Source organism: Saccharopolyspora cebuensis (assembly GCF_039542665.1).
Lineage (GTDB): Bacteria > Actinomycetota > Actinomycetes > Mycobacteriales > Pseudonocardiaceae > Saccharopolyspora > Saccharopolyspora cebuensis.
In genome coordinates this window covers 245,861-266,291 of the sequence record NZ_BAABII010000002.1, presented here as the reverse complement: position 1 = coordinate 266,291, position 20,431 = coordinate 245,861, and the positions used below count along the sequence as shown (strand labels likewise).

Below are 20,431 nucleotides of genomic sequence, written 5' to 3'. Positions count from 1 at the left end.
CCCTCCCCCGTCGCTGACCCGCGGCGAGGACGGGAAGGATGCCGCGCTCCGTCGCACCGCCACCACCGGCCGTCACCGGCGACCGGTGCAGGCGAACCTAGGCGCGCCGGACACGCCCGGGCAAGACCGGTGCGAAGCTTGTTGCCAATACGTGAACTCGGGCGCACGGGCCACCCGGCCACCGTCAGGCAAGCGGCGCAGCCGCTTCCTCTTTGCCCCACGCACGCAGCTTGCGCCGCCGCGGGTTCTCAGCGGCCCCCTCGCGAGGACAGCCGCGACGCCGTGTACGCGCTTGGTACATCAGGAGCGGATCCCGCAGCGAGGGGGCCGCTGAGGTTCCGCCACCCGCACCGCCACGCAAGGCGAGCGCGGAGAAAGAGAACTACTGAGGGCGCATGGCCAGTCTGGCCAGCATGTCCCTCCCCTGCTCCGCATGCCTCGGCTGGGTGAGGACGTCGTAGCGGCCCGCCACCAGTTGGCTGGCCGAGGAGAAGTCGCGGCGGCCTCGGGTGGAGGCGTAGCCGACCGCGGCGAAGATGAGCCCGAAGAGCACGCCGGTGCCCAGGCCGACCAGGACCGGCCCGAACCAGTTGCCCTGGGGCGTGAAGATGCCGAGGACCAAGCCCACGAACAGGCCGAACCACGCGCCCGAGGCGGCACCGCCGCCGAGCACGCGCCCCCACGAGAGCCGTCCGGTGACCCGCTCGACGAGCATCAGGTCCACGCCGACGATGGTCACCTCCTGCACCGGGAACTCGTTGTCGGCCAGGTGGTCGACGGCGCGCTGGGCTTCGGCGTAGGTCGTGTAGGACCCGATCGGCCAGCCGGTCGGTGGGGTGGGCAGGCTGGGTGCGCCCGGCGTCGCTCGGCCGGAGCCGGTGAATGGACTGGACACCGCTGACACCTCCAGTGGAACGTGCACTCCCGGTCGACCGCGCCGCGCGGCCCGGTTTCCGACCGGTTGTCCCTTCAAGGTTACCCGTCTGACCCAGCGGAGATCATGTCGCCCGCCGGGCGGCGCGCACCCCGCGACCCCACCGCGGGACCGCGCGGCGCACCACCGCGAACGTCAGGACAGCACATCCGGGCGCGGCCAGCGAGAGCAGCGCGAAACCCCAGGTGAGCAGGCCGGGGATCACCGCCGCCGACCGACCGCGTCGCCCGGCCCGGCGGGGCGAGCCCGGCCACGAGTGCGGACCCGCCCCGCCGACCGTTCACCCCCGGAGCCCGCAACCGGTCGGCAGTTCCCGGCCGCGCCCCGGCACCGGAACGCGGTGCCGGATGCCGTGCCCGAGGTGGATCCCGGCGACGAAATCGCGGACGAGCCCGAGAAGTTCCCGCATGAGCTGCACAGCACCCTCCATTACACTGATCTGTGAAGTTCCGTCTCGGACCATAAGTTCACAGACCTGTGAAATCAAGGGCCTCCGTCGATCACGCCCGGAGCCGACGAGCCGCGCGGCCACCCGGGAGGTTCCCGAACGGGTGCGGGCGGGCTAGGCCGTGGTCACGCCTCGGGGGCGGGGGCGCGGGGCCAGCACGTCGACGGTGCCCAGCAGGACCATGTGCGCGTAGGCGGTGACCACGATCGCGAAGGTGATCCAGTTGCCGCCGATGGCCACCAGTGGGCCGCCGAGCCAGAGCGTGACGATGAACGAGACCAGCGTGATCAGCACCGCGACCACCCGCACCGGGGTGCGGTAGACCACCGCCGCGGGCCAGGTGAGCGCGGCGGCCACCAGGGCGAGACCGAGCGGGCCGAGCCGGACCTCGTAGGTCAGGCCCCAGAACAGCAGCCCGAGCAGGCCGACGACCACCGCCAGCGCCGGGGCGATGCGGGCCCGGCCGCGCCCGAACGCACCGCCGACCCGCCAGCCGAGCCAGCAGGCGAACACCACCGCGAGCAGTCCGCCGACGAGCGCGCTGAACCCGGCCGAGGCGCCGCCGAAGTCGAGGATGGTGGTCCACGCCAGCGGATCGACCACCTTCACCGCGGTGGTCCAGCACAGCACGTACCCGTCCTCGGTGCCGCCCCCGCAGTCCTGCCGCGTCGTCGTTGGCGCGTTCTCGCCCCACAGCGGCGCGGCGGAGATCTCCTGGTCCGGCAGGTGCGGCTCGCGCGGTTCCTCGAAGCCGGTGAACGCCATCGCGGCGGCGCCGAGGAAGGCCACCGCCGCCGTCCGCCGGGGTGCGGCGACCGCGTAGCCGATGAGCAGCAGCAGCGGTTTCAGCAGCGTCATGAACCGGCGGCCGAGCCAGGGCAGCGCACCCCGCCCGGCGGGCCGGGCGGCCCGGTAGGCCAGCAGCCCCAGCCGGGTCACCACCGACAACCTGCGCCGCTCCCCCAGGTCCGGCAACCGCTGCCTGCCGACGTCGTAGCGGCGCACCTCGGCTTCGAGCCGCTCCGGCTCCGGCACCGGCGGTCTCGCGCCGTCCTCGGGATCGGCGCCCACCGGGACCGTCGCCACGAACGGGATCTCCTCGGCCGCGATCGTCCACTGCAGGCGCTCGGTGAGCAGGGCGCGGGTCCTGGGCAGCCCGTGCCGGTCGTCGGGCGCGGCGAACAGCGCGTCGAGCTCGGCGCGGACCTCGGCGGCGTGCCGGGCCCACAGCCCGGCCAGGAATTCCCGCCAGCGGGCGGATTCCCGCTCGTCCAGGTCCCCGAGCTCGGCGGTCGTCGGGCGGCTCACGATGGCCTGCAACGCATCGCCCAGCGCCTCCGAGCCGCCGTGCCGCCGGGTCAGCCGGACCGGATCGGTGAGCAGCCCGACCAGGCTGGCCGCCGCGTCCATGCGGCCCCACATCCAGTCGTTGGCCCGCCACTTGGCCGACAGGAACGCGCCGAAGTTGTTCAGCTCGACGCCGCGGATCTTGTCCCGGATGCGCAGCGGGGCGTCCGGGGAGCGGCGCAGCGCGTCGAACGGGAGCGGGCTCTGCTCGTCGCTGGCCACGCGCAGGAAGTTGATCCGCGAGCCCGGTTCCCGGCAGACGTCCAGGGGCGCGCTGAGCACCACGAGCTCGCGCACCACCTCGGCCCGGCGGCCGGAGCGCTCCAGCAGCGCGAAGCCGAGCTGCTCCGGCTCGGTGGCCTCGGTGCGCGGCGGCGCCACCGCCGCGAGCCGGTCGGCGACGCGGTGCAGCACCTCGGTCCCGCGCGCCACCGCATCGACGCCTTCGGCGCCGGGCGCCGCGTCGGCCCCGGAGGAGTCCACCGTGGAGCGCAGTTCCCGGGCGAACTCGACGAGCGCCTGCTGCAGGTCGGTGCCCTGCTCGACCGCGGTGAGCACCTCGCCCAGCAGCGGGTCGATCGGCGAGGGCAGCGCGTGCTGCAACCGGTGCCTGCGGGCCAGCACCCGGCGCACCCAGTCGTCCAGCTCGGCGACCTGGACCAGCGGTTCCAGCACCGCCCCGCTGATCCAGTACCGGTCGGTGTGGCCCTCCAGCAGCTCGCCGAAGGTGCGCAGCCGGTACAGCACGGCCTTGCAGCGGCCGATCTCGGCGGTGTCGGCGGCCCGCCGGTCCAGGTCCCACGCCCACTCCAGGCAGAGCTGGATCCCGGCGAGCAGTCCCCGCACGTCGTCGAAGACCTCGCCGGTGGCGGCGGCCGACAGCCCGGCCGACAGCCGCTCCGGCAGTTGTTCCCGGGCCTGCGCCGACCAGCCCGCCAGCGGGTCGCCGACCGGCGGCGGCAGCAGCGTGCCCGCCTCGATCCCGGCGGGTTCGGTGAGCAGCCGGTGCACCGCGAGCGCGTCGAGCTCGGCCCGCACCACCGCGTGATCGGCCTCGACCATGTCGACCAGGCGGTCCAGCAGCGCCGGCCGCTCGGTCTCCGGCGCGGCGTGCAGCGGGGCGAACAACGCCTTGCGGCGCAACGAGTTCCGCTCCACCACGCGGTTGTGCGCGTCCAGCGCCCGGATGTCCTCCAGCAGCGATTCCTGCGCCATCTTGGTCTGCAGCGCGGCGGCGGCCACCGGCACCGCCCGGGCCGCCTCGGGCGGGCGGCCCTGCGCCACCGCCGGGTCCGGGTTGAGGTACAGCAGCCAGCGGCAGGTCGGCCGGTCCGCGGGCGCCTCGGCGATGGCCCGGACCGCCGCCTCCACCGGGATGTTGTCCAGCAGCCCGCCGTCGATCACCCCGTACGGCCCGTCGCCGGATTCGGAGAACAGCCCGAGCATCGCGGGTTCGTCCGGCGGCGGCGCCTGCTCCCGCGCGTGCACCTGCGCCGGTTCGAAGACGAACGGGAACGACGAGGTGGCGCGGGCGGCGTGCGCCAGCTTCAGCGCGGTGTCCGGCAGGTCCTCGCCCGCGCCGAAGTCCGACATCGGATCACCGGCCCGCCCCAGGTGCCGGAACCGGAACCACGCCCGCCTGCGCTCCTGGAGCATCGAGCCGGTGCGGCCGTCGAAGTGCTGCTCCACCACCGGGTCGAGCAGCGTCGCGGTGAGCAGCAGCTCCGCGCGCGACGGCGCCTCGGCGTCCTCGCGCCCCGGGGTGTCGGTGAGCACCTTCACCATCTCGTCGCGGAAGTAGCCGTCGCCCTCCAGCAGCGACGGCGGCGCCTGCTGCCAGAACCGGGGCAGCGGGCGGGCCAGCGCCTCGACGTCGGCCAGCCGCACCCACATCCGCCGGGTGCGTTCGAACGGGCGGTCGTAGATCAGCGCGGCGGACAGCAGCGTCGCGTTCACCCCGCCCGCCGAGGCCCCCGCGATGACGTCCACGGTCACCGAGTCGAAGCCCGCCAGCCGGGCCAGCGCCGCCCACGGGTGGGTGGCCCGCGCGTCGTCGTTGCCCGCCATCGCGGTGCGCAGGTGCTCGATCTCGGCGACCGCGCCGCCGATCCACACCGCCATGCTGGTGCCGCCGCGCATCGCCAGCGCCAGCCGCAGTTCCTGCTCGTTGTCCGCTCCGGCAGCGGTCACGTCGCCCCTTCGGTCGGTCTCGCCGGGTGCTCCCGGAAACTACCGTGCTGACCGGAGGCGCGGACCCGGATCCCCGCAGGGCGCACCGCAGGCACGCGCCGGTCCCCGCCTCGGAACCGGTCGCTCCGGGAAAGGCGGCGGACCGCTCAGGCGGGCGGGGTCCAGCGGTCGGTGCGCGACATCCCCGCCGCGCGCCCCTTGCCCGCGATCACCAGCGCCATCTTGCGCGAGGCCTCGTCGATCATCTCGTCGCCGAGCATCGCCGCGCCGCGCGCACCGCCCGCCGCCGAGGTGTGCCAGTCGTAGGCGTCCAGGATGTTCTCGGCGTGGTCGTAGTCCTCCTGGCGCGGCGAGAACAGCTCGTTCACCGCGTCGACCTGCGCCGGGTGCAGCACCCACTTGCCGTCGAAACCCAGGGCCGCCGACCGGCCGCCCACCGCCCGCAGCCCGTCCACGTCCTTGATCTGCAGGTAAGGACCGTCCACCGCCTGCACGCCGTGCGCGCGGGCGGCGATCAGCAGCTTCATCAGCACGTAGTGGTAGGCGTCGCCGACGTCGTAGCCGGGCGGCTGGTGCCCGACCACCAGCGACCGCATGTTGATCGAGGCCATGAAGTCCGCCGGCCCGTAGACCAGCGCCTCGACCCGGGGGCTCGCGGCGGCGATGGCCTCGGCGGCGGCGAGACCGGCGGCGTCCTCGAGCTGCGGCTCGATGCCGATCCGGCCGACCTCCAGCCCGGTCGCGCGCTCGATCTGGGTCAGCGTCAGGTCCAGCCAGCGGACGTGCTCCGGGCCGCTCGCCTTCGGCAGCACCAGGGTGTCCAGGTTCGCGCCCGCGCCCTCCACCACGTCCACCACGTCGCGGTAGGTCCACTCGGTCGTCAGGTCGTTGACCCGCACCGACCGGGTCTTGCCGGCCCAGCCGCCCTCGTTGAGCGCGGCCACGACCCGCTCGCGCGCCTCGGCCTTGGCCAGCGGCGCGACCGCGTCCTCCAGGTCGAGGAAGAACTGGTCCACGGCCAGGCCGCGGGCCTTGTCGATCATCTTCGCGCTGGAGCCCGGCACCGCCAGGCAGCTCCGGCGGGCGCGTTGCCGGTCGACCACGATCTCCTCCTCGACAGCCGGGGGCCGTGCAGTGTCTACCACGCTGATCGCCTCCCGGAGCCCGCACGTGCGCGGCGGCACACCAGCGGCGGTGCGGCTCAGCCCAGGTCCGCGTACAGCGCCACGATGGCCGGGGCCGTCGCCCGCTGGTCCAGGTACTCCGCGCGGGACATCCAGGCCAGCTCGGCGATCTCGGCCGCGGGCGCCGGGGTGCCGACCAGCTCGCCGGTGTAGCAGTTCAGCCCGACCCGCACGCCCTCGCCCTGCCCGACCGCGTCGGCGACGTAGCGGTCCAGGAACCGCACGTCGCGGACCCCGGTGCCGAGCTCCTCGCGGACCTCGCGGTGCAGCGCCTGCTCGTGGGTCTCACCCGGGTCGATCTTGCCGCCGGGCAGGTAGAACGCGGTCTGGTAGTCGGCGCGGACCAGCAGCAGGCGACCCGCCTCCCAGCGGACCAGCGCGACGACCTCGATGGTTTCGGGCACCCGCTCATGCTTGCGCACGGCTGCCCGGGGGCGAGGGCACACCCCCGTCGGCGAGCCGCTGGCAGGTGCGCACCAGCGCTTCCAGCTCCTCGGCGGTGGCGGCCAGGAAGTACCGCGCGATGCCGTTGCGGTGGGTCGCCGCGGCCGTCCGCAGCCGCCGCTCACCACGCTCGGTGATCACCGCCTGCACCCCGCGCCCGTCGGAATCGACCCGGACCCGCTGCACCAGCTCCAGCCGCTCCAGCCGGTCGACCAGGCGCGTCACCCCGGAGCGCGAGAGCAGCACCGCATCGGCCAGTTCGGTCATCCGGAGGCGGCGGCCCGGCGCTTCGGCGAGCGCTTCGAGGACGTCGTAGGCGGCCAGCGTCAACCGCTGTTCGGCGATCAGGTCGCCCTCCAGGCAGCGGGTCACGCGTGCGTGCGCGCGGAGGAAGCAGCGGTACGCCAGCAGTTCGCTCCTGGTCGGTAATCGCTCAAGCCCCGTGTCGGCCACGCCGCGGGATATTACGGTCCGCGTTCATCCGACCGCGCAGCGCCCCCGGCTCGACGTGGAGCGCACCTGTTCCCGCCCCGCTACCGGTCCGTAGCATGGTGTGGCGCAGCGCCAGCGCAGAAAGGTCGGTGTCAGGCAACTGTGACCAGCACGCAGTCCACCCCAACCGAAGAGGCCGTCCGCGAGGCCCTCACCCAGGTCGAGGATCCCGAGATCCACAAGCCGATCACCGAGCTGGGCATGCTGAAGTCGGTGGCCGTCGGCGACGCCGGCGCGGTCCGGGTCGAGGTGTACCTGACGGTCCAGGGCTGCCCGATGCGCGAGACGATCACCCAGCGGGTCACCGACGCCGTCGGCGCGGTGGACGGCGTGACCTCGGTGTCGGTCGAGCTCGACGTGATGAGCGACGAGCAGCGCACCGAACTGCGCCAGAAGCTGCGCGGCAGCGCCGAGGAACCCCGCATCCCGTTCGCCGAACCGGGCTCGATGACCCGCGTGTACTGCGTCGCCTCCGGCAAGGGCGGCGTCGGCAAGTCCAGCGTGACGGTCAACCTGGCCACCTCGATGGCGCGCCGCGGGCTGTCCGTCGGCGTGGTCGACGCCGACATCTACGGCCACTCGGTGCCGCGGATGCTGGGCGCCGACGGCCGTCCCACCCAGGTCGAGAAGATGATCATGCCGCCGCAGGCGCACGGCGTGAAGGTCATCTCGATCGGCATGTTCACCCCGGGCAACACCCCGGTCGTCTGGCGCGGGCCGATGCTGCACCGCGCGCTCCAGCAGTTCCTCTCCGACGTCTTCTGGGGCGACCTCGACGTGCTGCTGCTGGACCTGCCGCCCGGCACCGGTGACGTGGCGCTGTCCACCGCCCAGCTCATCCCGAACGCCGAGATCCTGGTGGTCACCACCCCGCAGCAGGCCGCCGCCGAGGTCGCCGAGCGCGCCGGGGCGATCGCCATGCAGACCCGGCAGCGGGTGGCGGGCGTCGTGGAGAACATGTCCTGGATGGAGCTGCCCGACGGGCAGCGGATGGAGGTCTTCGGCTCCGGCGGCGGGCAGATCGTCGCCGAGTCGCTGACCCGCTCGATGGGCACCGACGTCCCGCTGCTCGGCCAGGTCCCGCTGGACCCCCGGCTGCGCGAGGCGGGCGACAGCGGCACCCCGCTGGTGATCGAGGACCCGGAGTCCCCCGCCGCCGCGGTGCTCGACGGCATCGCCGGACGGCTGTCGAAGCGGGCCAGGGGCCTGGCGGGCAAGCTCCTGTCGGTCTCCCCGGCCTGAGCCCCCCGGCGGCCCCGCGCACCCGCCCGTCCCCCGGGAGAACGCGGAGTGAGGGGCACCCTTGCCCAAGTTACTGGGACAAGGGTGCCCCTCACTCACGTCCCGAACGGGTGATGGCGAGGGGCGGTCAGCGCTTGGTGACGGCGAGCAGTCCCGGGCCGACCGGCAGGGTGACGGCGATGAGGTCCTCGTCCGCCTGGACCACCCGGACCAGCTCGCGCAGGCTGAGCGCGGTCGCGCTGCGCTGGTCGCGGTCGGCGTCGGGGCGCACCCCGGCGAAGACGATCACGCCGCCGGGCCGCAGCAGCCGGGTGCCCAGCGCCAGGTAGGTGGCGTGGTCGGTGGTGGCGCTGGCCACCACCACCATGTCGTAGGCGCCCTCGGCGAGCCGGGGCAGCACCTCGACCGGTCGGCCCGCGATCAACCGGGTGCGCGACGCGGGCTCCCCCGCCTCCCGCAACGCCTCCCGGACCTCGCGCTGCGCCATCTGGTCGACGTCGATGGAGGTCAGGACCCCGTCCGGGACCATCCCGCCGAGCAGGTGCAGCGCGCTGCCGCCCGAACCGGTGCCGACCTCGACGACGGCCTTCGCGCGCAGCGCCGCCGCCAGGAAGCGCAGGACGTGCAGCGGTGCCGCCGCGATCGAGGCGTCCACGGGACCGCTCGACGAGCGGTGCGCCTCGTCCTGGCCCGCGGGACCGGCGCCCAACGGGGTCTCGGGTATCACAACGCGCAAGGTTATCGGCGGCGCCGCGCGGGGTGGACGGCAAGGCCGAATTCGTTAGGCGCCCGTTTCCGGCGCCGCGCGGTTCTCAGCGAGTTCTCAGGCGCCTATCATCCCCACCTCACCAGCGGGTACCACAGTGGAAGCGTCAACAGGAGTACCCGAATCAGGACCGAATCAGGAACACCGCGAACCGATGGACCCCAGCGATCTTCCCACCCATCGGGAAATCCGTCCCGGCGCACTCCGCCGTCCAGGCGGGGCGCAGCCGGACCGGACCTCGAGGCGCAGGGCCACGGGCGACGCCGCCCACGGTCGGGAACAACCGCCCCCGGTCGTTCGTTCAACAGGTGCAACCACGCAGGAGGTGGCTTTTCGCCCGATGGCAACTCAGCCGATGAGTGTGGTCCCCACCGAACAGCAGACCACCGTCCCCGCGGCCGGGGAAGCACCCTGGACCCCGCCGTCCTGGGACGAGGTGGTCCGCCAGCACGCCGACCGCGTGTACCGGCTGGCCTACCGGCTGACCGGCAACCAGCACGACGCCGAGGACCTCACCCAGGAGACCTTCATCCGGGTGTTCCGGTCGCTGGCGTCGTACAAGCCGGGCACGTTCGAGGGGTGGTTGCACCGCATCACGACCAACCTGTTCCTGGACATGGCCCGCCGCAGGTCGCGCCTGCGGATGGAGGGCCTGCCCGAGGACACCGACCGGCTGCCCGGCGGTGGCCCCACCCCGGAGCAGGTGTTCCACGACACCCACCTCGACCCGGACCTGCAGGCCGCGCTCGACGAGATGCCGCCGGAGTTCCGCGCGGCGGTCGTCCTGTGCGACGTCGAAGGTCTCTCCTACGAGGAGATCGGGGCGACTTTGGGGGTGAAGCTGGGTACTGTGCGCAGCAGGATCCATCGCGGTCGGCAGATGCTGAAGGCCACCTTGGAAACTCGTCGCAAGCAGACCCAGGAGGTTCGCGGATGACGGTTCTGCGAGGCTGGTCGCTGCCCGAGCAGCACCTGGCCCTCGAGGCGATCGTGGCGTTCGTGGACGGCGAGCTGGGCCCGAGCGCGCGGGATCGCGCGTCCGCCCACCTCGCCGGGTGTCCGGCCTGCGCGTCGGACGCGGCGGCGCAGCGGCAGGCCCGCGCGGCCGTCCAGGCGGCGGGCACCCCGTCCGTCTCGCCGTCGCTGCTCCAGGCGTTGCAATCGATCCCGTCGCACGCCGAGATCCCGGCGCAGCCCGACGGGCTGGCGCTGACCGAGGACGGGCAGCTCGTCGCGATGTCCCGGCCGAACCGGGCGCGCTTCGGCACCGGACCGGTGCTGGGCAGCAGCCGCCCCCTCGGGGGTTCGCAGCAGCCGCTCGGCAGCTCGGTGCGCGGCACCCTCGGCGGCTCCCGGCCGCTGGGCGACCCGGCCGCCCTCGGTGAGTCCCCCGAGGACGCCGCGCCGCCGCGCGAATCCCGCGGTGTCGGCCGCCGCACCCGCCAGGGAGCCGGAGTCGTGTTCTCCGGCCTCGTGCTGGGTGCGCTGGCCTTCATGAACCTGCCCACCTCCGAGGAGGACTGGCCGCAGGACACCACCGCGCCTCCGCTCCCCGGCGGTGGCGGCAGCGGAGTCATCCCGGCGTCCGTCGCGGGGACGCTGCCCGCCGAACCCGCCCCGAGCGCGGACGCCTCGGCGGTGCCGGAACCGCTCCTGTCGACCTCCGCGTCACCCACCCCGCTGGCCACCAGCCCGGCCGCCGCGCCGCTGCCCTGATCCGGCGCCGCACCGGAGACCACGCGGACTTCACCCCCGGCACGGCACAATTGGCCCGGCGCCGGTGACCCGGTGCAGCGAAACGTGTGATCCACTCGTGGAGTGACGAGCCGCATGACCGGGGAGCGATGAGCCAGCAGCCAGGAACGCCCGCGCCGGGTCCCGGCGCCGGCGAGGACCCGTCCGCGCGGCGCGAGCGGTACCCGGGCGAGGAGCAAGGCCGCACCGCGCCCGCACCCGGCAACCCGCCCGCACCCGGCAGCGCGGCCGCTCCGCGCGGGTCGGCGCCCCGCGGCGGCGAACCGCCGCGCCTCCCGCCCCGCCCGCTGCACCGCCCGTCGGTGGACCCGGCGCAGGCCACGGCCTTCGGCCGACCGCGCGGGGTTCGGGGCAGCTTCGACGCGCACTCGCGTTCCGGGCTCGCCCCGCGCGGCATCCAGCAGCTCCCGCCGCCGCCCGAGTCGCTGAACCAGGCGTTCGGACGTCCGGCGGGCAGCCGCGAGGTGCTGCAACGCACCCCCGGCGAGCCGGAACCGACGACCGCACCCGCCGACGACCCGGTGCTGTGGGAATCCGGTTCGGTCCGCGATCCGTGGCGCGACCCGTCCGCCGCCGCGGTGCTCGGGCCGCCGGCGACCACCGCGGCCGAGGCCTCGGCCGCCACCTCGCCGACCACCGCGGGCCCGCTGCTCAGCGCCCGCGAAGTGCTGTTCGGCCGCCGGGTGCACCCGAAGGCGTTGGCGCTGCTGGGCGTCGCGGCGCTGGTGGTCAGCATCGCGGGCGGGTTCATCGGCCGGGTCACCGCCGAGGAGGGCAACCCGCTGATCAACCCCGACGTCACGCTCGCCGAGGTGCAGGCGGGCGCGGACCGGCCCGACGGCAGCGTCGCGGCGGTCGCGCAGCGGGTGGTGCCCGCGGTGGTGTCCGTGGAGGTGCGGGTCGGCGCCCAGGGCGGCAGCGGCTCCGGGGTGGTGATCGACGGCAACGGCTACGTGGTGACCAACAACCACGTGGTGTCGATGGCCGTGGACACGCCCAACGCGGAGATCTCGGCGGTGTTCCACGACGGCACCCGGGCCCCGGCGCGCATCGTCGGCCGGGACGTCAAGACCGATCTCGCGGTGCTCAAGGTGGAAGTGGCCAACCCGACGGTGGCGCAGCTCGGCGACTCCGACAGCCTCGCCGTGGGCGACCAGGTCATCGCGATCGGGTCGCCGCTCGGCCTGGCCGGGACGGTCACCACCGGCATCGTCAGCTCGGTGCACCGCCCGGTGCGGCTGGCGGGCGAGGGCACCGACACCAACGCGGTGATCGACGCCATCCAGACCGACGCGGCGGTGAACCCGGGCAACTCCGGCGGTGCGCTGGTGGACGGCAACGGCGCGGTGGTCGGCATCAACAGCGCCATCCGCACGCTCGGCGCGGGCGGGGAAGGCGGCTCCATCGGCCTCGGGTTCGCGATCCCGATCGACGACGTCCGGCGCATCGCCGAGGAGCTGATCCGCACCGGCCACGTCCAGCACGCCGACCTCGGCGTCAACGCGAAGTCGGTCAGCGACGGCCTCGCCGACGGCGCCCAGGTGCAGAACGTGCAGGACGGCAGCGCGGCGGCCGGCGCGGGCATCGCCGAGGGCGACGTGATCATCCAGGTCGGCGACCGCGAGGTCCGCAGCGCCGACGAGCTGATCGTCGCGGTCGACCGCCACCGGGTCGGCGACACGGTCCCGGTGACCCTGGTCCGCCAAGGCCGGGAACTGGTCCTGGACGTCACCCTCCACTGACCCACATCCGCCCGGGCGACAACCGCTCGATGTGGTTTCGAGGTGAGGGGCACCCTTGTCCCAGTTACTTGGGCAAGGGTGCCCCTCACTCAGCTCACCATCGGGTGATGGCGGGTGCTGGTGGGCCGAACGGGTGACTTGGTGGTGTCCTCGGGGTGTCCGACGTGGGTCGGCGACCGGACGGTCGACGTCACCCCTCCTCGTCGCGCCGGGCGGTAGGTAGTGTGGACGCCGACGAGCGGTGTCCTGGGACCGGAGGTAGTCGGGTGTTCGACAGCATCGGCTGGGGTGAGATCCTGGTCCTGATCGTCGCCGGCCTGTTCATCCTCGGGCCCGATCGGCTGCCCGAGGGCGCGGCGTGGCTGGGCAGGACCGTCCGCAAGGTCCGCGACTACGCCACCGGGGCCCGCGAGCAGATCAAGTCCGAGATCGGCCCCGAGTTCGACGACCTGCGCAAGCCGCTGGAGGACCTGCGCGAGCTGCGCAACTTCAACCCGCGCACCGCGGTCACCCAGCACCTGCTCGGCGACGACGGTGCGCAGCAGAGCGCGAACCCGAACCAGTTCACCCCGCCGTCCGCCCCGCAGCAGCACCGCCCGCTGGAACCGAACGAGCGCCCGCCCTACGACCCGGACTCGACCTGAGCGCGGCCAGCGCCGCCAGCAGCAGGAACCCGGTGAGCAGCGCCGTGGTGGCGGTCCACCCCCACGTCCCGTAGGCCGCGCCGCCGAGCACCCCGCCGAGGCTGGTCCCGACGTAGTAGGTGAACTGGTAGACCGCCCCGGCCTGACCCCGCGCCGCCTCGGGCGCCCGGGCGCCGACCCAGGCCCCGGCCACCGCGTGCGCGGCGAAGAACCCGCCGGTGAACACCACCAGCCCGCCCAGCACCAGCGCCAGCACGTCGCCGAGCATCAGCCCGAGCCCGGCGCCGCACAGCACCAGCCCGCCGAGCAGCACCGGCAGCCGGCCCCAGCGGTCGGCGACCCGGCCGGCCAGCGCGGAGGTCGCCGTCCCGGCGGTGTAGGCGAGGAACGCCAGGGCCGCCAGCGCGGGCGGCACCAGGAACGGCGGTGCGGTCAACCGGAACGGCAGGGCGGTGAAGACGGTGGCGAACGCGCCCGTGCCCAGCAGCGCGATCGCGTAGGGGCCGCGCAGCTCGGGGTCGCGCAGCGCGGCCCCGAGCCCACCGAGCAGCGGTCGCCAGCGCAACGGCTGCCGCCGGTGGTGGCGTTCCGGGGGCAGCAGCGCGACGAACAGCGCCGTGAACGCGGCCGACAGCCCCGCCACGGCGAGCAGCCCACCGCGCCAGCCGGCGAGGTCGCCGACGACCCCGCCGACGATCCGCCCGGTCATCCCCCCGAGCGCGGACCCCGCCACGTACAGCCCCATCGCGGTGCCGATCCCGCGCCCACCGGACTCCTCGGCGAGGTGCGCGGTGGCCAGCGCGGCGACGCCGGCGACGGCCACGCCCTGCACCAGCCGGACGCCGACCAGCAGCGGGAACGACGGCAGCCACGGCAGCACCAGCGCCAGGGCCTCGGCGAGCAGCACCGCACCGATCATGATCCGGCGGCGGCCGACGGCCTGCGCGACGGTGCCCAGCGGGATCGCCGCCACCGCGAGCCCGAACGTCGCCGCCGAGATCACCAGCGCGGCGGTCCCGGGAGCGAGCCCGTGCTCCTCGGCGAGCCGGGGCAGCAGCGGCTGCGGCGCGTACAGCAGCGCGAACAGGGCCAGCGCCCCGCACAGCAGGGCGCCCCGGAGCCGGGCGTCATCCACGTCGCCGAAGCTAGGCAGCGACCGACCGATGCGTCCAATGCTGGATACCGCACGATCCATGCGGCATCGCATGGATCGCGGGCAGAATCGGTCCCGTGCTGCCCGACGCCGAAGACGACGCCGCCCGACTCGCCCAGCACCTCGCGCCGACCCTGGCGGCGCTGCGGGCGGTGGCCGCCGAACAGCACCTCACCCGCGCGGCGCAGGTGCTCGGCGTCCCGCAACCGACGCTGAGCCGCGCGCTGGCCCGGCTCGCCGAGCACGTCGGCGCCCCGGTGATCGCCAAGCGCGGACGGGGCATCCGGCTCACCCGGACCGGGGAGCTCCTGGCCGAAGCCGCGGCGGCCGCGCTGGGGCCGCTGGAGGTGGGCTGCCGCGCCGTGGTGGCGGAGGTCGACCCGGAGCGGGGCCGCGTCGTGCTCGGCTTCCAGCACACGATGGGCGGCACCTTGGTCCCGGAGCTGCTGCGCGGCTTCGGCCGGTCGCACCCGCACGTGCGGTTCGAGCTGGTGCAGGGCTCCCGCGACGAGGTGCTGGCCCGGATGCGGTCCGGCGCGGTGGACCTGGGCCTGGTGTCCCCGCCGCCCGGGCCGCCGTGGCGGCACGCGGTGCTGCGCACCGAACCGCTGGTCGCGCTGCTGCCCACCGGGCACCCGCTCGCGGGCCGCGCCGAGGTGGAGCTGGCCGCGCTCGCCGACGAGGGGTTCGTCGTGATGCGCAGCGGCTACGGGATGCGGGGGATCTTCGACGACCTCGCCGCGCGGGCCGGGTTCGCGGTCCGGGTCGTGTTCGAGGCCGAGGAGATCCACACGGTGCGCGGGCTGGTCGCGGCGGGCCTCGGGGTGGCGGTGCTGCCGCCCGACGACCGGGGGCCGGTGCCGGGCACCGCCGAGGTGCCGCTGCGGCCCGCCGCGCACCGCGACATCGCGCTGGCCTGGCCCGACGTGGCACCGACGGCGCCGGCCGTGCGCGCGTTCCGCGAACACGCGCTCGGCCGGCGGTCGGTCAGCGGCTGAGCCCGGTGGCCAGCTCGACGAGGGTGCGGGCCGCGAAGCCGGTGGCCCCGCTGACGACCTCGTTGTAGTCGCGGTCGGCGCGGGCCGGTCCGGCGATGTCCAGGTGGGCCCACGGCAGCCCGCCGGTGAACTCGCGCAGGAACAGCGCCGCGGTGATCCCGCCCGGCCCGGGCGGGGCCTGCTTGACGTCGGCGAGGTCGCCGCGCACGTCCTCGGCGTGGTCGTCCGGCAGCGGCATCCGCCACCAGGACTCGCCGACGTGGCGCCCGGCGGCGGCGAGCTCGTCGGCCAGCGCGTCGTCGGAGGCGAACAGGGCGCCGGTGCGCAGGCCCAGCGCGACCTTCATCGCGCCGGTGAGGGTGGCCACGTCGACCAGCAGGCCGGGTTCGAGCTGGTCCACGGCGTAGGCGAGGGCGTCGGCCAGCACCATCCGGCCCTCGGCGTCGGTGTTGGCCACCTCCGTGGTGGTGCCGCCGTAGTGGCGCACCACGTCACCGGGCCGGTAGGCGCTGCCGGAGACGTGGTTCTCGGCGGCGGGCACCAGGCCGGTGACCCGGATCGGCAGCCGCAGCCGGGCGATCGACAGCAGCGCGCTGATCACCGCCGCTCCCCCGGCCATGTCGGTGCGCATCAGGTGCATCCCGTCGGCGGGCTTGATCGAGATGCCGCCGGTGTCGAAGGTGATGCCCTTGCCGACCAGCACCAGGTGCGGGCCGGTGGCCTCCGCCGGGTGGTGGTGCAGCTCCAGCAGCCGGGGCGGGCGCGCGGAGCCGCCGCCGACGGCGAGGACACCGCCGAAGCCCCGGTCGGCGAGCCACTTCTCGTCGCGGACCACCGCGTGCAGACCGGGGACCGAGGCGGCCAGCTCGGCGGCCTTGCCGGTGAGCCACGCGGGGTCCTTGACGTTGGACGGCGCGTTGGCGAGGTCGCGGGTCAGCGCGGTGGCCGATGCCCACTCGGCGGCCCGCCGGACGCGCTCGCGCAGCGCCTCGGCCTCCGCGCCGGAGGTGACCAGCAGGACCTTGCGCAGCCGCACGGGCGCCGGGCGCCCGGTCACCCGGAACCGGTAGCCGCCCAGCGCCAGGCCCAGCGCCAGCGAGCGGACCTGCTCGGGCTCGGCCCCGGCGGGCAGCCGGACCTGCAGGTAGTCGGCGTCGGAGGCATCGCCGAGGTCTTCGGGCTCGTCGACGTCCTGGCCGGACTCGTCCAGCCGCGCGCGCACCGCGCGGGCCAGCCCGGCCCCGGCGGCGCGCCACTGCTCGGGGCGTCCGGCGCCGACGCCGACGAGCCAGCCGTAGCCGCCGTCGGGCAGCGGCAGCGCCCGCACGTCACCGGCGCCCGCCGAGGCGCCGACCGCGCGCAGGACCGCGATGTCCACATCGAACGGTTCGGCGGCCGCCGCCAGGTCCGGGCCGTCCGCGCCGTCGAACACGGGGACCGCGCCGGGCACGCCGTCCAGCCACTTCGTCGCGACGTCCACTTCGACCGGCGACTGCGGGATCACGGGGAGTGCCGATTCCTCGGCCGGGGGTTGCTGCGGGGAGCGGAACACTGACGCACCGGGCACGAGAAGACCCTTCCTGCACGGGTTCGCCACCCGCACGATCGGTGGAGCCGACAGCGGCCCCGGCACGTGCGCGCCGGGGCCCGTCGGCGTCTGCGTTGCCGCCTCCGCGACCGGAGGCGGCTCCTCGGCGACCGGCAGCGCGGCGCTGGAGCCCGCCGGTCGCCGCTGGCGACCTCAGCCGGTGGCCGTTCCCAGGGCGTCGCCCAGGTTCTTCGCCTCCTCGACCGACATCTCGACGACGAGCCGCCCACCGCCCTCAAGTGGGACGCGCATCACGATGCCGCGACCCTCCTTCGCCACCTCGAGGGGACCGTCACCGGTCCGGGGCTTCATGGCCGCCATAGCGTGCTCCCTCCGTGGATCTTCCCCCGCTGGTCGCCACAACCAGCTCGGGTCCTCCCCATTCTCCCCCATCCCGAGGCGGGGACGAAACCGAACCGATCAACTCGCCTCCGCCGTGCGCTGGTCGAATGCCGTCAGGAGCTGGCAGACTCGGGCTCCGTGCGGGCATTTCCACGGCTACCGCGGGGCCGGTTCCGAGGCCCCCGATCGGGCTGGTGCCCCGGCGTGTTGCGCGCCGGGGGGCGGGCTGATCGCCGGGCGCGGCGGCTACCAGCCACAACGCCGTCCACCCGGGACCGCGCCCGCACCGCGACGTCCACTGTGGAAGAACTGCGGCGGCCCGCGGGCCCACCGCAGCGGACTCCGAGCGAAGGAGCGCCCGAGTGACCGACGTACTGCTGATCGACGACGCTGGTGGTGTGCGCACGCTCACCCTGAACCGCCCCGAGTCGTACAACTCGCTCAACGCCGAGCTCAAGGAGCGGTTGATCGCGGCGCTGCGGGAGGCCGCCGCCGACGACGCCGTGCGCGCCGTGGTCATCACCGGCGCCGGGAAGGCGTTCTGCGCGGGCCAGGACCTCCGGGAGCACGCCGGGCTGCTCGACTCCGGCGATCCGGCGCCGCTGCGCACCGTGGAGGAGCACTACAACCCGATCGTGCACGCGGTCACCACCATGCCCAAGCCGGTCATCGCGGCGGTCAACGGCTCGGCGGCCGGGGCGGGCGCCTCCCTGGCCTACGCCTGCGACCTGCGGATCGCCGCCTCCGGGGCCAGCTTCCTGATGGCCTTCGCCAACGCGGGCCTGTCCAGCGACTCCGGGGCGTCCTGGACGCTGCCGCGGCTGATCGGCTACGGCCGGGCGATGGAGATGCTGCTGCTCGCCGAGCCGGTGGCGGCCGAGGACGCGCTGCGCATCGGCATGGTCAACCGGGTCGTCGACGACGGCCAGGCCGCCGACGCCGCCCGCGAGCTGGCCGGGCGGATGGCCACCGGCCCCACCAGCGCCTACGCCCGGATCAAGGAGACCATGCTGGCCGCGGCGTCCGAGGGGCTCGCCGAGGCGCTGGAGGTCGAGGCCGGGGCGCAGGCCGAGGCGGGAGCCACCGCCGACCACCGCGAGGCGGTCGGCGCGTTCGTCGAGAAGCGGTCACCGCGCTTCACCGGTCACTGAGCGCGGAAGCAGTCCACCAGGTGGTCGTCGACCATCCCGGTGGCCTGCATCAGCGCGTAGCAGGTGGTCGGGCCGACGAAGGTGAAGCCGCGCCGCTTGAGGTCCCGGGCCATCGCCGTGGACTCGGGCGTCGTGGCGGGCACCTCGGCGTGGGTGTGCGGCCGGGAACCGGTGCGCGGCGGGGCGAAGGACCACAGCAGCTCGTCCAGCGGCCGGTCCAGCGCCACCGCCGCGCGCGCGTTGCCGATCGCGGCGTCGATCTTGGCCCGGTTCCGGACGATGCCCGCGTCGGCCAGCAGCCGCTGCCGGTCCGCCTCGCCGAACGCCGCGATCCGCTCCGGGTCGAACCCGGCGAAGGCGGTCCGGAACGCCGGGCGCTTGCGCAGGATGGTCAGCCAGGACAGCCCGGACTGGAACGACTCCAGGGTGATCCGCTCGAACAGCGCGTGTTCGCCGCGCAGCGGCACCCCCCACTCCGCGTCGTGGTACTCGAGGTAGTCCGGCGGGCCCGCGCCCCACGGGCAGCGCGGCCGGCCGTCCGGCCCGGGCACGGCGGCTCCGGCGTCAGCCACGATCGCCCTCCGCCCGGCACAGCTCGGCGAAGGTGCGCAGCGAGCGGCGCAGGCCCCAGCGCAGCGCCGGGCGCACCGCGGGCCACAGCGGCCCGGTCCCGGTGGGCAGCTCCAGCCGCTCCCACCACGCGAAGGTCGAGGCGAGGTTGCCGCACCGCACCACCTCGAACCCGCCCTCGCCGACGATCAGCCCGCCCTCGTGGCGGACCCGGCAGGTCCGGGGCGGCTCGAACTCCACGACCCGCATCCGGTCCACCGCGCCGACGCCCCGGTACCCGGTGACGGCCAGCAGCTCGGTGCCCGAGCCGCCGGAGCCGCCGAGCACGCTGACCTCGGTGCCCAGCATCCACTCGCCCTGCCGCGGCCAGTCGGTGGCCACCGCCCACACCGTCTCCGGGTCGGCCGCCACCGGCACGCTGACCCGCACTTCCGCTCGTCGCACGTTCGACAGGCCTCTCTCCGGCCGAAGCCGGGGCATCTAGTCCTGGTCCCTGGTGCGCTGGAGCTGTTCGCCCGCCGCGTCGAGCTGCCGCTCCAGCACCGCGATCCGGCCGCGCAGCTCGTCGAGCTCGGTGGCCACCCGGTCCAGCGCCCAGTCGACCTCGGCGGCCTTGTACCCGCGCACGACCTGCTGGAACCGCAGGGCGCGCACGTCGGCGCCCTCCACGTCCGCCGGGGGCAGCCGGGTCGGGGTCGATCCGGGCGGCAGCGGTTCGAGCTGTTCGCCCCGCCCGAAGACCAGCGAGGCCAGCAGGTAGACCACCGCACCGACCAGGAGGACCACCAGCAGGTAGATGAGCGCACTAGCCACGCGGCCAATCGTGGCACGTGCCCGGAAGCGCCGTCCCCCGAGTGCCCGCCTCCCGCCGGGAGCGGGGCGTAGGACTGCTTTCAGAATGGCCTGCGTGGCGGTGCCGGTGGCGGAACCTCAGCTGCCTTCTCGCTCCGGGCGCCCTTCTTGATGGATCGCCGATACACGGCATCAGGGCGTCCTCGCGAGAAGACAGCTGAGAACCCGCCGCGGTGCCGGTTGACGGCCGCACCGCATGCGGCTCCGCCGCATGCTGAAAGGACCCCTCAGGCCCGCGAGGCCGTGCCCGCCAGCACGCCCTCGATCGCCGCGGTGAACTCCCGCCAGGCGATCCGCTCGGCCTGGAGGGCCCGCTCGCCCGCGGCGGTCAGCCGGTAGGTGCGGCGTTGCCTGCCGCCGACGGTGCTCCAGGCGCTCTGCACGCAACCGGCCTCGTCGAGCCTGCGCAGCGCCGGGTAGACCGTGCCGGTGGGCAGGTCGAGGGCGCCACCGCTGCGTTCCTGCAGCGCCTCGATGATCGCGTACCCGTGCATGGCCTTGCCGTCGAGCGTCGCCAGCAGGAGGGCGTCCAGGTGACCGCGGAGCGCATCAGCCTTCACGGGTAGTGACTCTACTGGTATTCGCCGGA

At 74.7% G+C, this 20,431-nt stretch carries 21 protein-coding genes; 7 read left to right on the top strand and 14 right to left on the bottom strand.

The genetic code is table 11. From position 1 onward, the window contains the following. Positions 1-382 precede the first annotated feature (382 nt). From ABD976_RS02530 to ABD976_RS02505, 6 genes are all read right to left on the bottom strand, one after another. On the bottom strand, positions 383-895 hold the full coding sequence (locus ABD976_RS02530; RefSeq protein ID WP_345356378.1) for a YflT domain-containing protein: 513 nt from the start codon (positions 893-895) through the stop codon (positions 383-385). A gap of 319 nt (positions 896-1,214) precedes the next feature. Next, positions 1,215-1,343: a hypothetical protein gene (locus ABD976_RS02525; protein ID WP_345356375.1), complete on the bottom strand. Its 129-nt coding sequence runs from the start codon at positions 1,341-1,343 to the stop codon at positions 1,215-1,217. A 153-nt stretch (positions 1,344-1,496) separates the two neighbouring features. Further along, entirely contained in the window at positions 1,497-4,919 is a 3,423-nt protein-coding gene (locus tag ABD976_RS02520) for a patatin-like protein (RefSeq protein WP_345356372.1), read from the bottom strand. Positions 4,920-5,065: 146 nt separating this feature from the next. Beyond that, entirely contained in the window at positions 5,066-6,022 is a 957-nt protein-coding gene (locus tag ABD976_RS02515; protein ID WP_345356501.1) for an HpcH/HpaI aldolase/citrate lyase family protein, read from the bottom strand. A gap of 98 nt (positions 6,023-6,120) precedes the next feature. Next, complete coding sequence (locus ABD976_RS02510) at positions 6,121-6,507, bottom strand: NUDIX hydrolase (protein WP_345356369.1); 387 nt, start codon at positions 6,505-6,507, stop codon at positions 6,121-6,123. Positions 6,508-6,511: 4 nt separating this feature from the next. Continuing rightward, positions 6,512-7,000: a MarR family winged helix-turn-helix transcriptional regulator gene (locus ABD976_RS02505; protein ID WP_345356366.1), complete on the bottom strand. Its 489-nt coding sequence runs from the start codon at positions 6,998-7,000 to the stop codon at positions 6,512-6,514. Positions 7,001-7,141: 141 nt separating this feature from the next. On the opposite strand from ABD976_RS02505, the gene ABD976_RS02500 reads away from it, so the two are divergent. Then, complete coding sequence (locus ABD976_RS02500; RefSeq protein ID WP_345356363.1) at positions 7,142-8,281, top strand: Mrp/NBP35 family ATP-binding protein; 1,140 nt, start codon at positions 7,142-7,144, stop codon at positions 8,279-8,281. Positions 8,282-8,408: 127 nt separating this feature from the next. On the opposite strand, the gene ABD976_RS02495 is transcribed toward ABD976_RS02500, so the two are convergent. Next, positions 8,409-9,008: an O-methyltransferase gene (locus ABD976_RS02495; RefSeq protein WP_345356360.1), complete on the bottom strand. Its 600-nt coding sequence runs from the start codon at positions 9,006-9,008 to the stop codon at positions 8,409-8,411. Positions 9,009-9,402: 394 nt separating this feature from the next. Between ABD976_RS02495 and sigE the strand changes: the two genes are divergently transcribed. The 4 genes from sigE (at position 9,403) to tatB (ending at position 13,188) form a co-directional block, all read left to right on the top strand. Next, a complete protein-coding gene (gene sigE, locus ABD976_RS02490) occupies positions 9,403-9,984 on the top strand; it encodes an RNA polymerase sigma factor SigE (protein ID WP_345356498.1) in 582 nt (193 codons plus the stop codon). Then, positions 9,981-10,763: a zf-HC2 domain-containing protein gene (locus ABD976_RS02485; protein WP_345356357.1), complete on the top strand. Its 783-nt coding sequence runs from the start codon at positions 9,981-9,983 to the stop codon at positions 10,761-10,763. Before sigE ends, ABD976_RS02485 begins: the two co-directional genes overlap by 4 nt. 128 nt (positions 10,764-10,891) lie before the next feature. Further along, a complete protein-coding gene (locus tag ABD976_RS02480; RefSeq protein WP_345356354.1) occupies positions 10,892-12,544 on the top strand; it encodes a trypsin-like peptidase domain-containing protein in 1,653 nt (550 codons plus the stop codon). Positions 12,545-12,810: 266 nt separating this feature from the next. Continuing rightward, positions 12,811-13,188: a Sec-independent protein translocase protein TatB gene (gene tatB, locus ABD976_RS02475; RefSeq protein WP_345356351.1), complete on the top strand. Its 378-nt coding sequence runs from the start codon at positions 12,811-12,813 to the stop codon at positions 13,186-13,188. On the opposite strand, the gene ABD976_RS02470 is transcribed toward tatB, so the two are convergent. Beyond that, positions 13,109-14,323, bottom strand: coding sequence for an MFS transporter (locus ABD976_RS02470; protein WP_345356349.1), 1,215 nt, complete (start codon positions 14,321-14,323; stop codon positions 13,109-13,111). The genes tatB and ABD976_RS02470 overlap by 80 nt on opposite strands. Before the next feature lie 95 nt (positions 14,324-14,418). Between ABD976_RS02470 and ABD976_RS02465 the strand changes: the two genes are divergently transcribed. Then, the gene (locus ABD976_RS02465; RefSeq protein WP_345356346.1) at positions 14,419-15,339 is read left to right on the top strand and encodes a LysR family transcriptional regulator; all 921 of its coding nucleotides are present in this window, start codon (positions 14,419-14,421) and stop codon (positions 15,337-15,339) included. On the opposite strand, the gene ABD976_RS02460 is transcribed toward ABD976_RS02465, so the two are convergent. Beyond that, on the bottom strand, positions 15,329-16,843 hold the full coding sequence (locus ABD976_RS02460; RefSeq protein ID WP_345356343.1) for a leucyl aminopeptidase family protein: 1,515 nt from the start codon (positions 16,841-16,843) through the stop codon (positions 15,329-15,331). The genes ABD976_RS02465 and ABD976_RS02460 overlap by 11 nt on opposite strands. A gap of 237 nt (positions 16,844-17,080) precedes the next feature. Next, positions 17,081-17,248 carry a DUF3117 domain-containing protein gene (locus tag ABD976_RS02455; protein WP_345356340.1) on the bottom strand — a complete coding sequence of 56 codons (168 nt, stop codon included), beginning with the start codon at positions 17,246-17,248 and terminating at the stop codon, positions 17,081-17,083. 383 nt (positions 17,249-17,631) lie between these two features. On the opposite strand from ABD976_RS02455, the gene ABD976_RS02450 reads away from it, so the two are divergent. Continuing rightward, a complete protein-coding gene (locus ABD976_RS02450; protein ID WP_345356337.1) occupies positions 17,632-18,420 on the top strand; it encodes an enoyl-CoA hydratase-related protein in 789 nt (262 codons plus the stop codon). Here ABD976_RS02450 and ABD976_RS02445 read toward each other — a convergent pair. The 4 genes from ABD976_RS02445 to ABD976_RS02430 all read right to left on the bottom strand — a co-directional run bounded on the left by ABD976_RS02445 (position 18,414) and on the right by ABD976_RS02430 (position 20,402). Then, positions 18,414-18,992, bottom strand: coding sequence for a DNA-3-methyladenine glycosylase I (locus ABD976_RS02445; RefSeq protein WP_345356334.1), 579 nt, complete (start codon positions 18,990-18,992; stop codon positions 18,414-18,416). The two genes, ABD976_RS02450 and ABD976_RS02445, sit on opposite strands and share 7 nt — an antisense overlap. Continuing rightward, the gene (locus tag ABD976_RS02440) at positions 18,985-19,434 is read right to left on the bottom strand and encodes an SRPBCC family protein (protein WP_345356331.1); all 450 of its coding nucleotides are present in this window, start codon (positions 19,432-19,434) and stop codon (positions 18,985-18,987) included. The genes ABD976_RS02445 and ABD976_RS02440 overlap by 8 nt, the downstream gene beginning before the upstream one ends. Before the next feature lie 36 nt (positions 19,435-19,470). After that, positions 19,471-19,803, bottom strand: coding sequence for a DivIVA domain-containing protein (locus ABD976_RS02435; RefSeq protein ID WP_345356328.1), 333 nt, complete (start codon positions 19,801-19,803; stop codon positions 19,471-19,473). Between the two features lie 266 nt (positions 19,804-20,069). Then, entirely contained in the window at positions 20,070-20,402 is a 333-nt protein-coding gene (locus ABD976_RS02430) for a PadR family transcriptional regulator (RefSeq protein WP_345356325.1), read from the bottom strand. Positions 20,403-20,431: the final 29 nt, after the last annotated feature.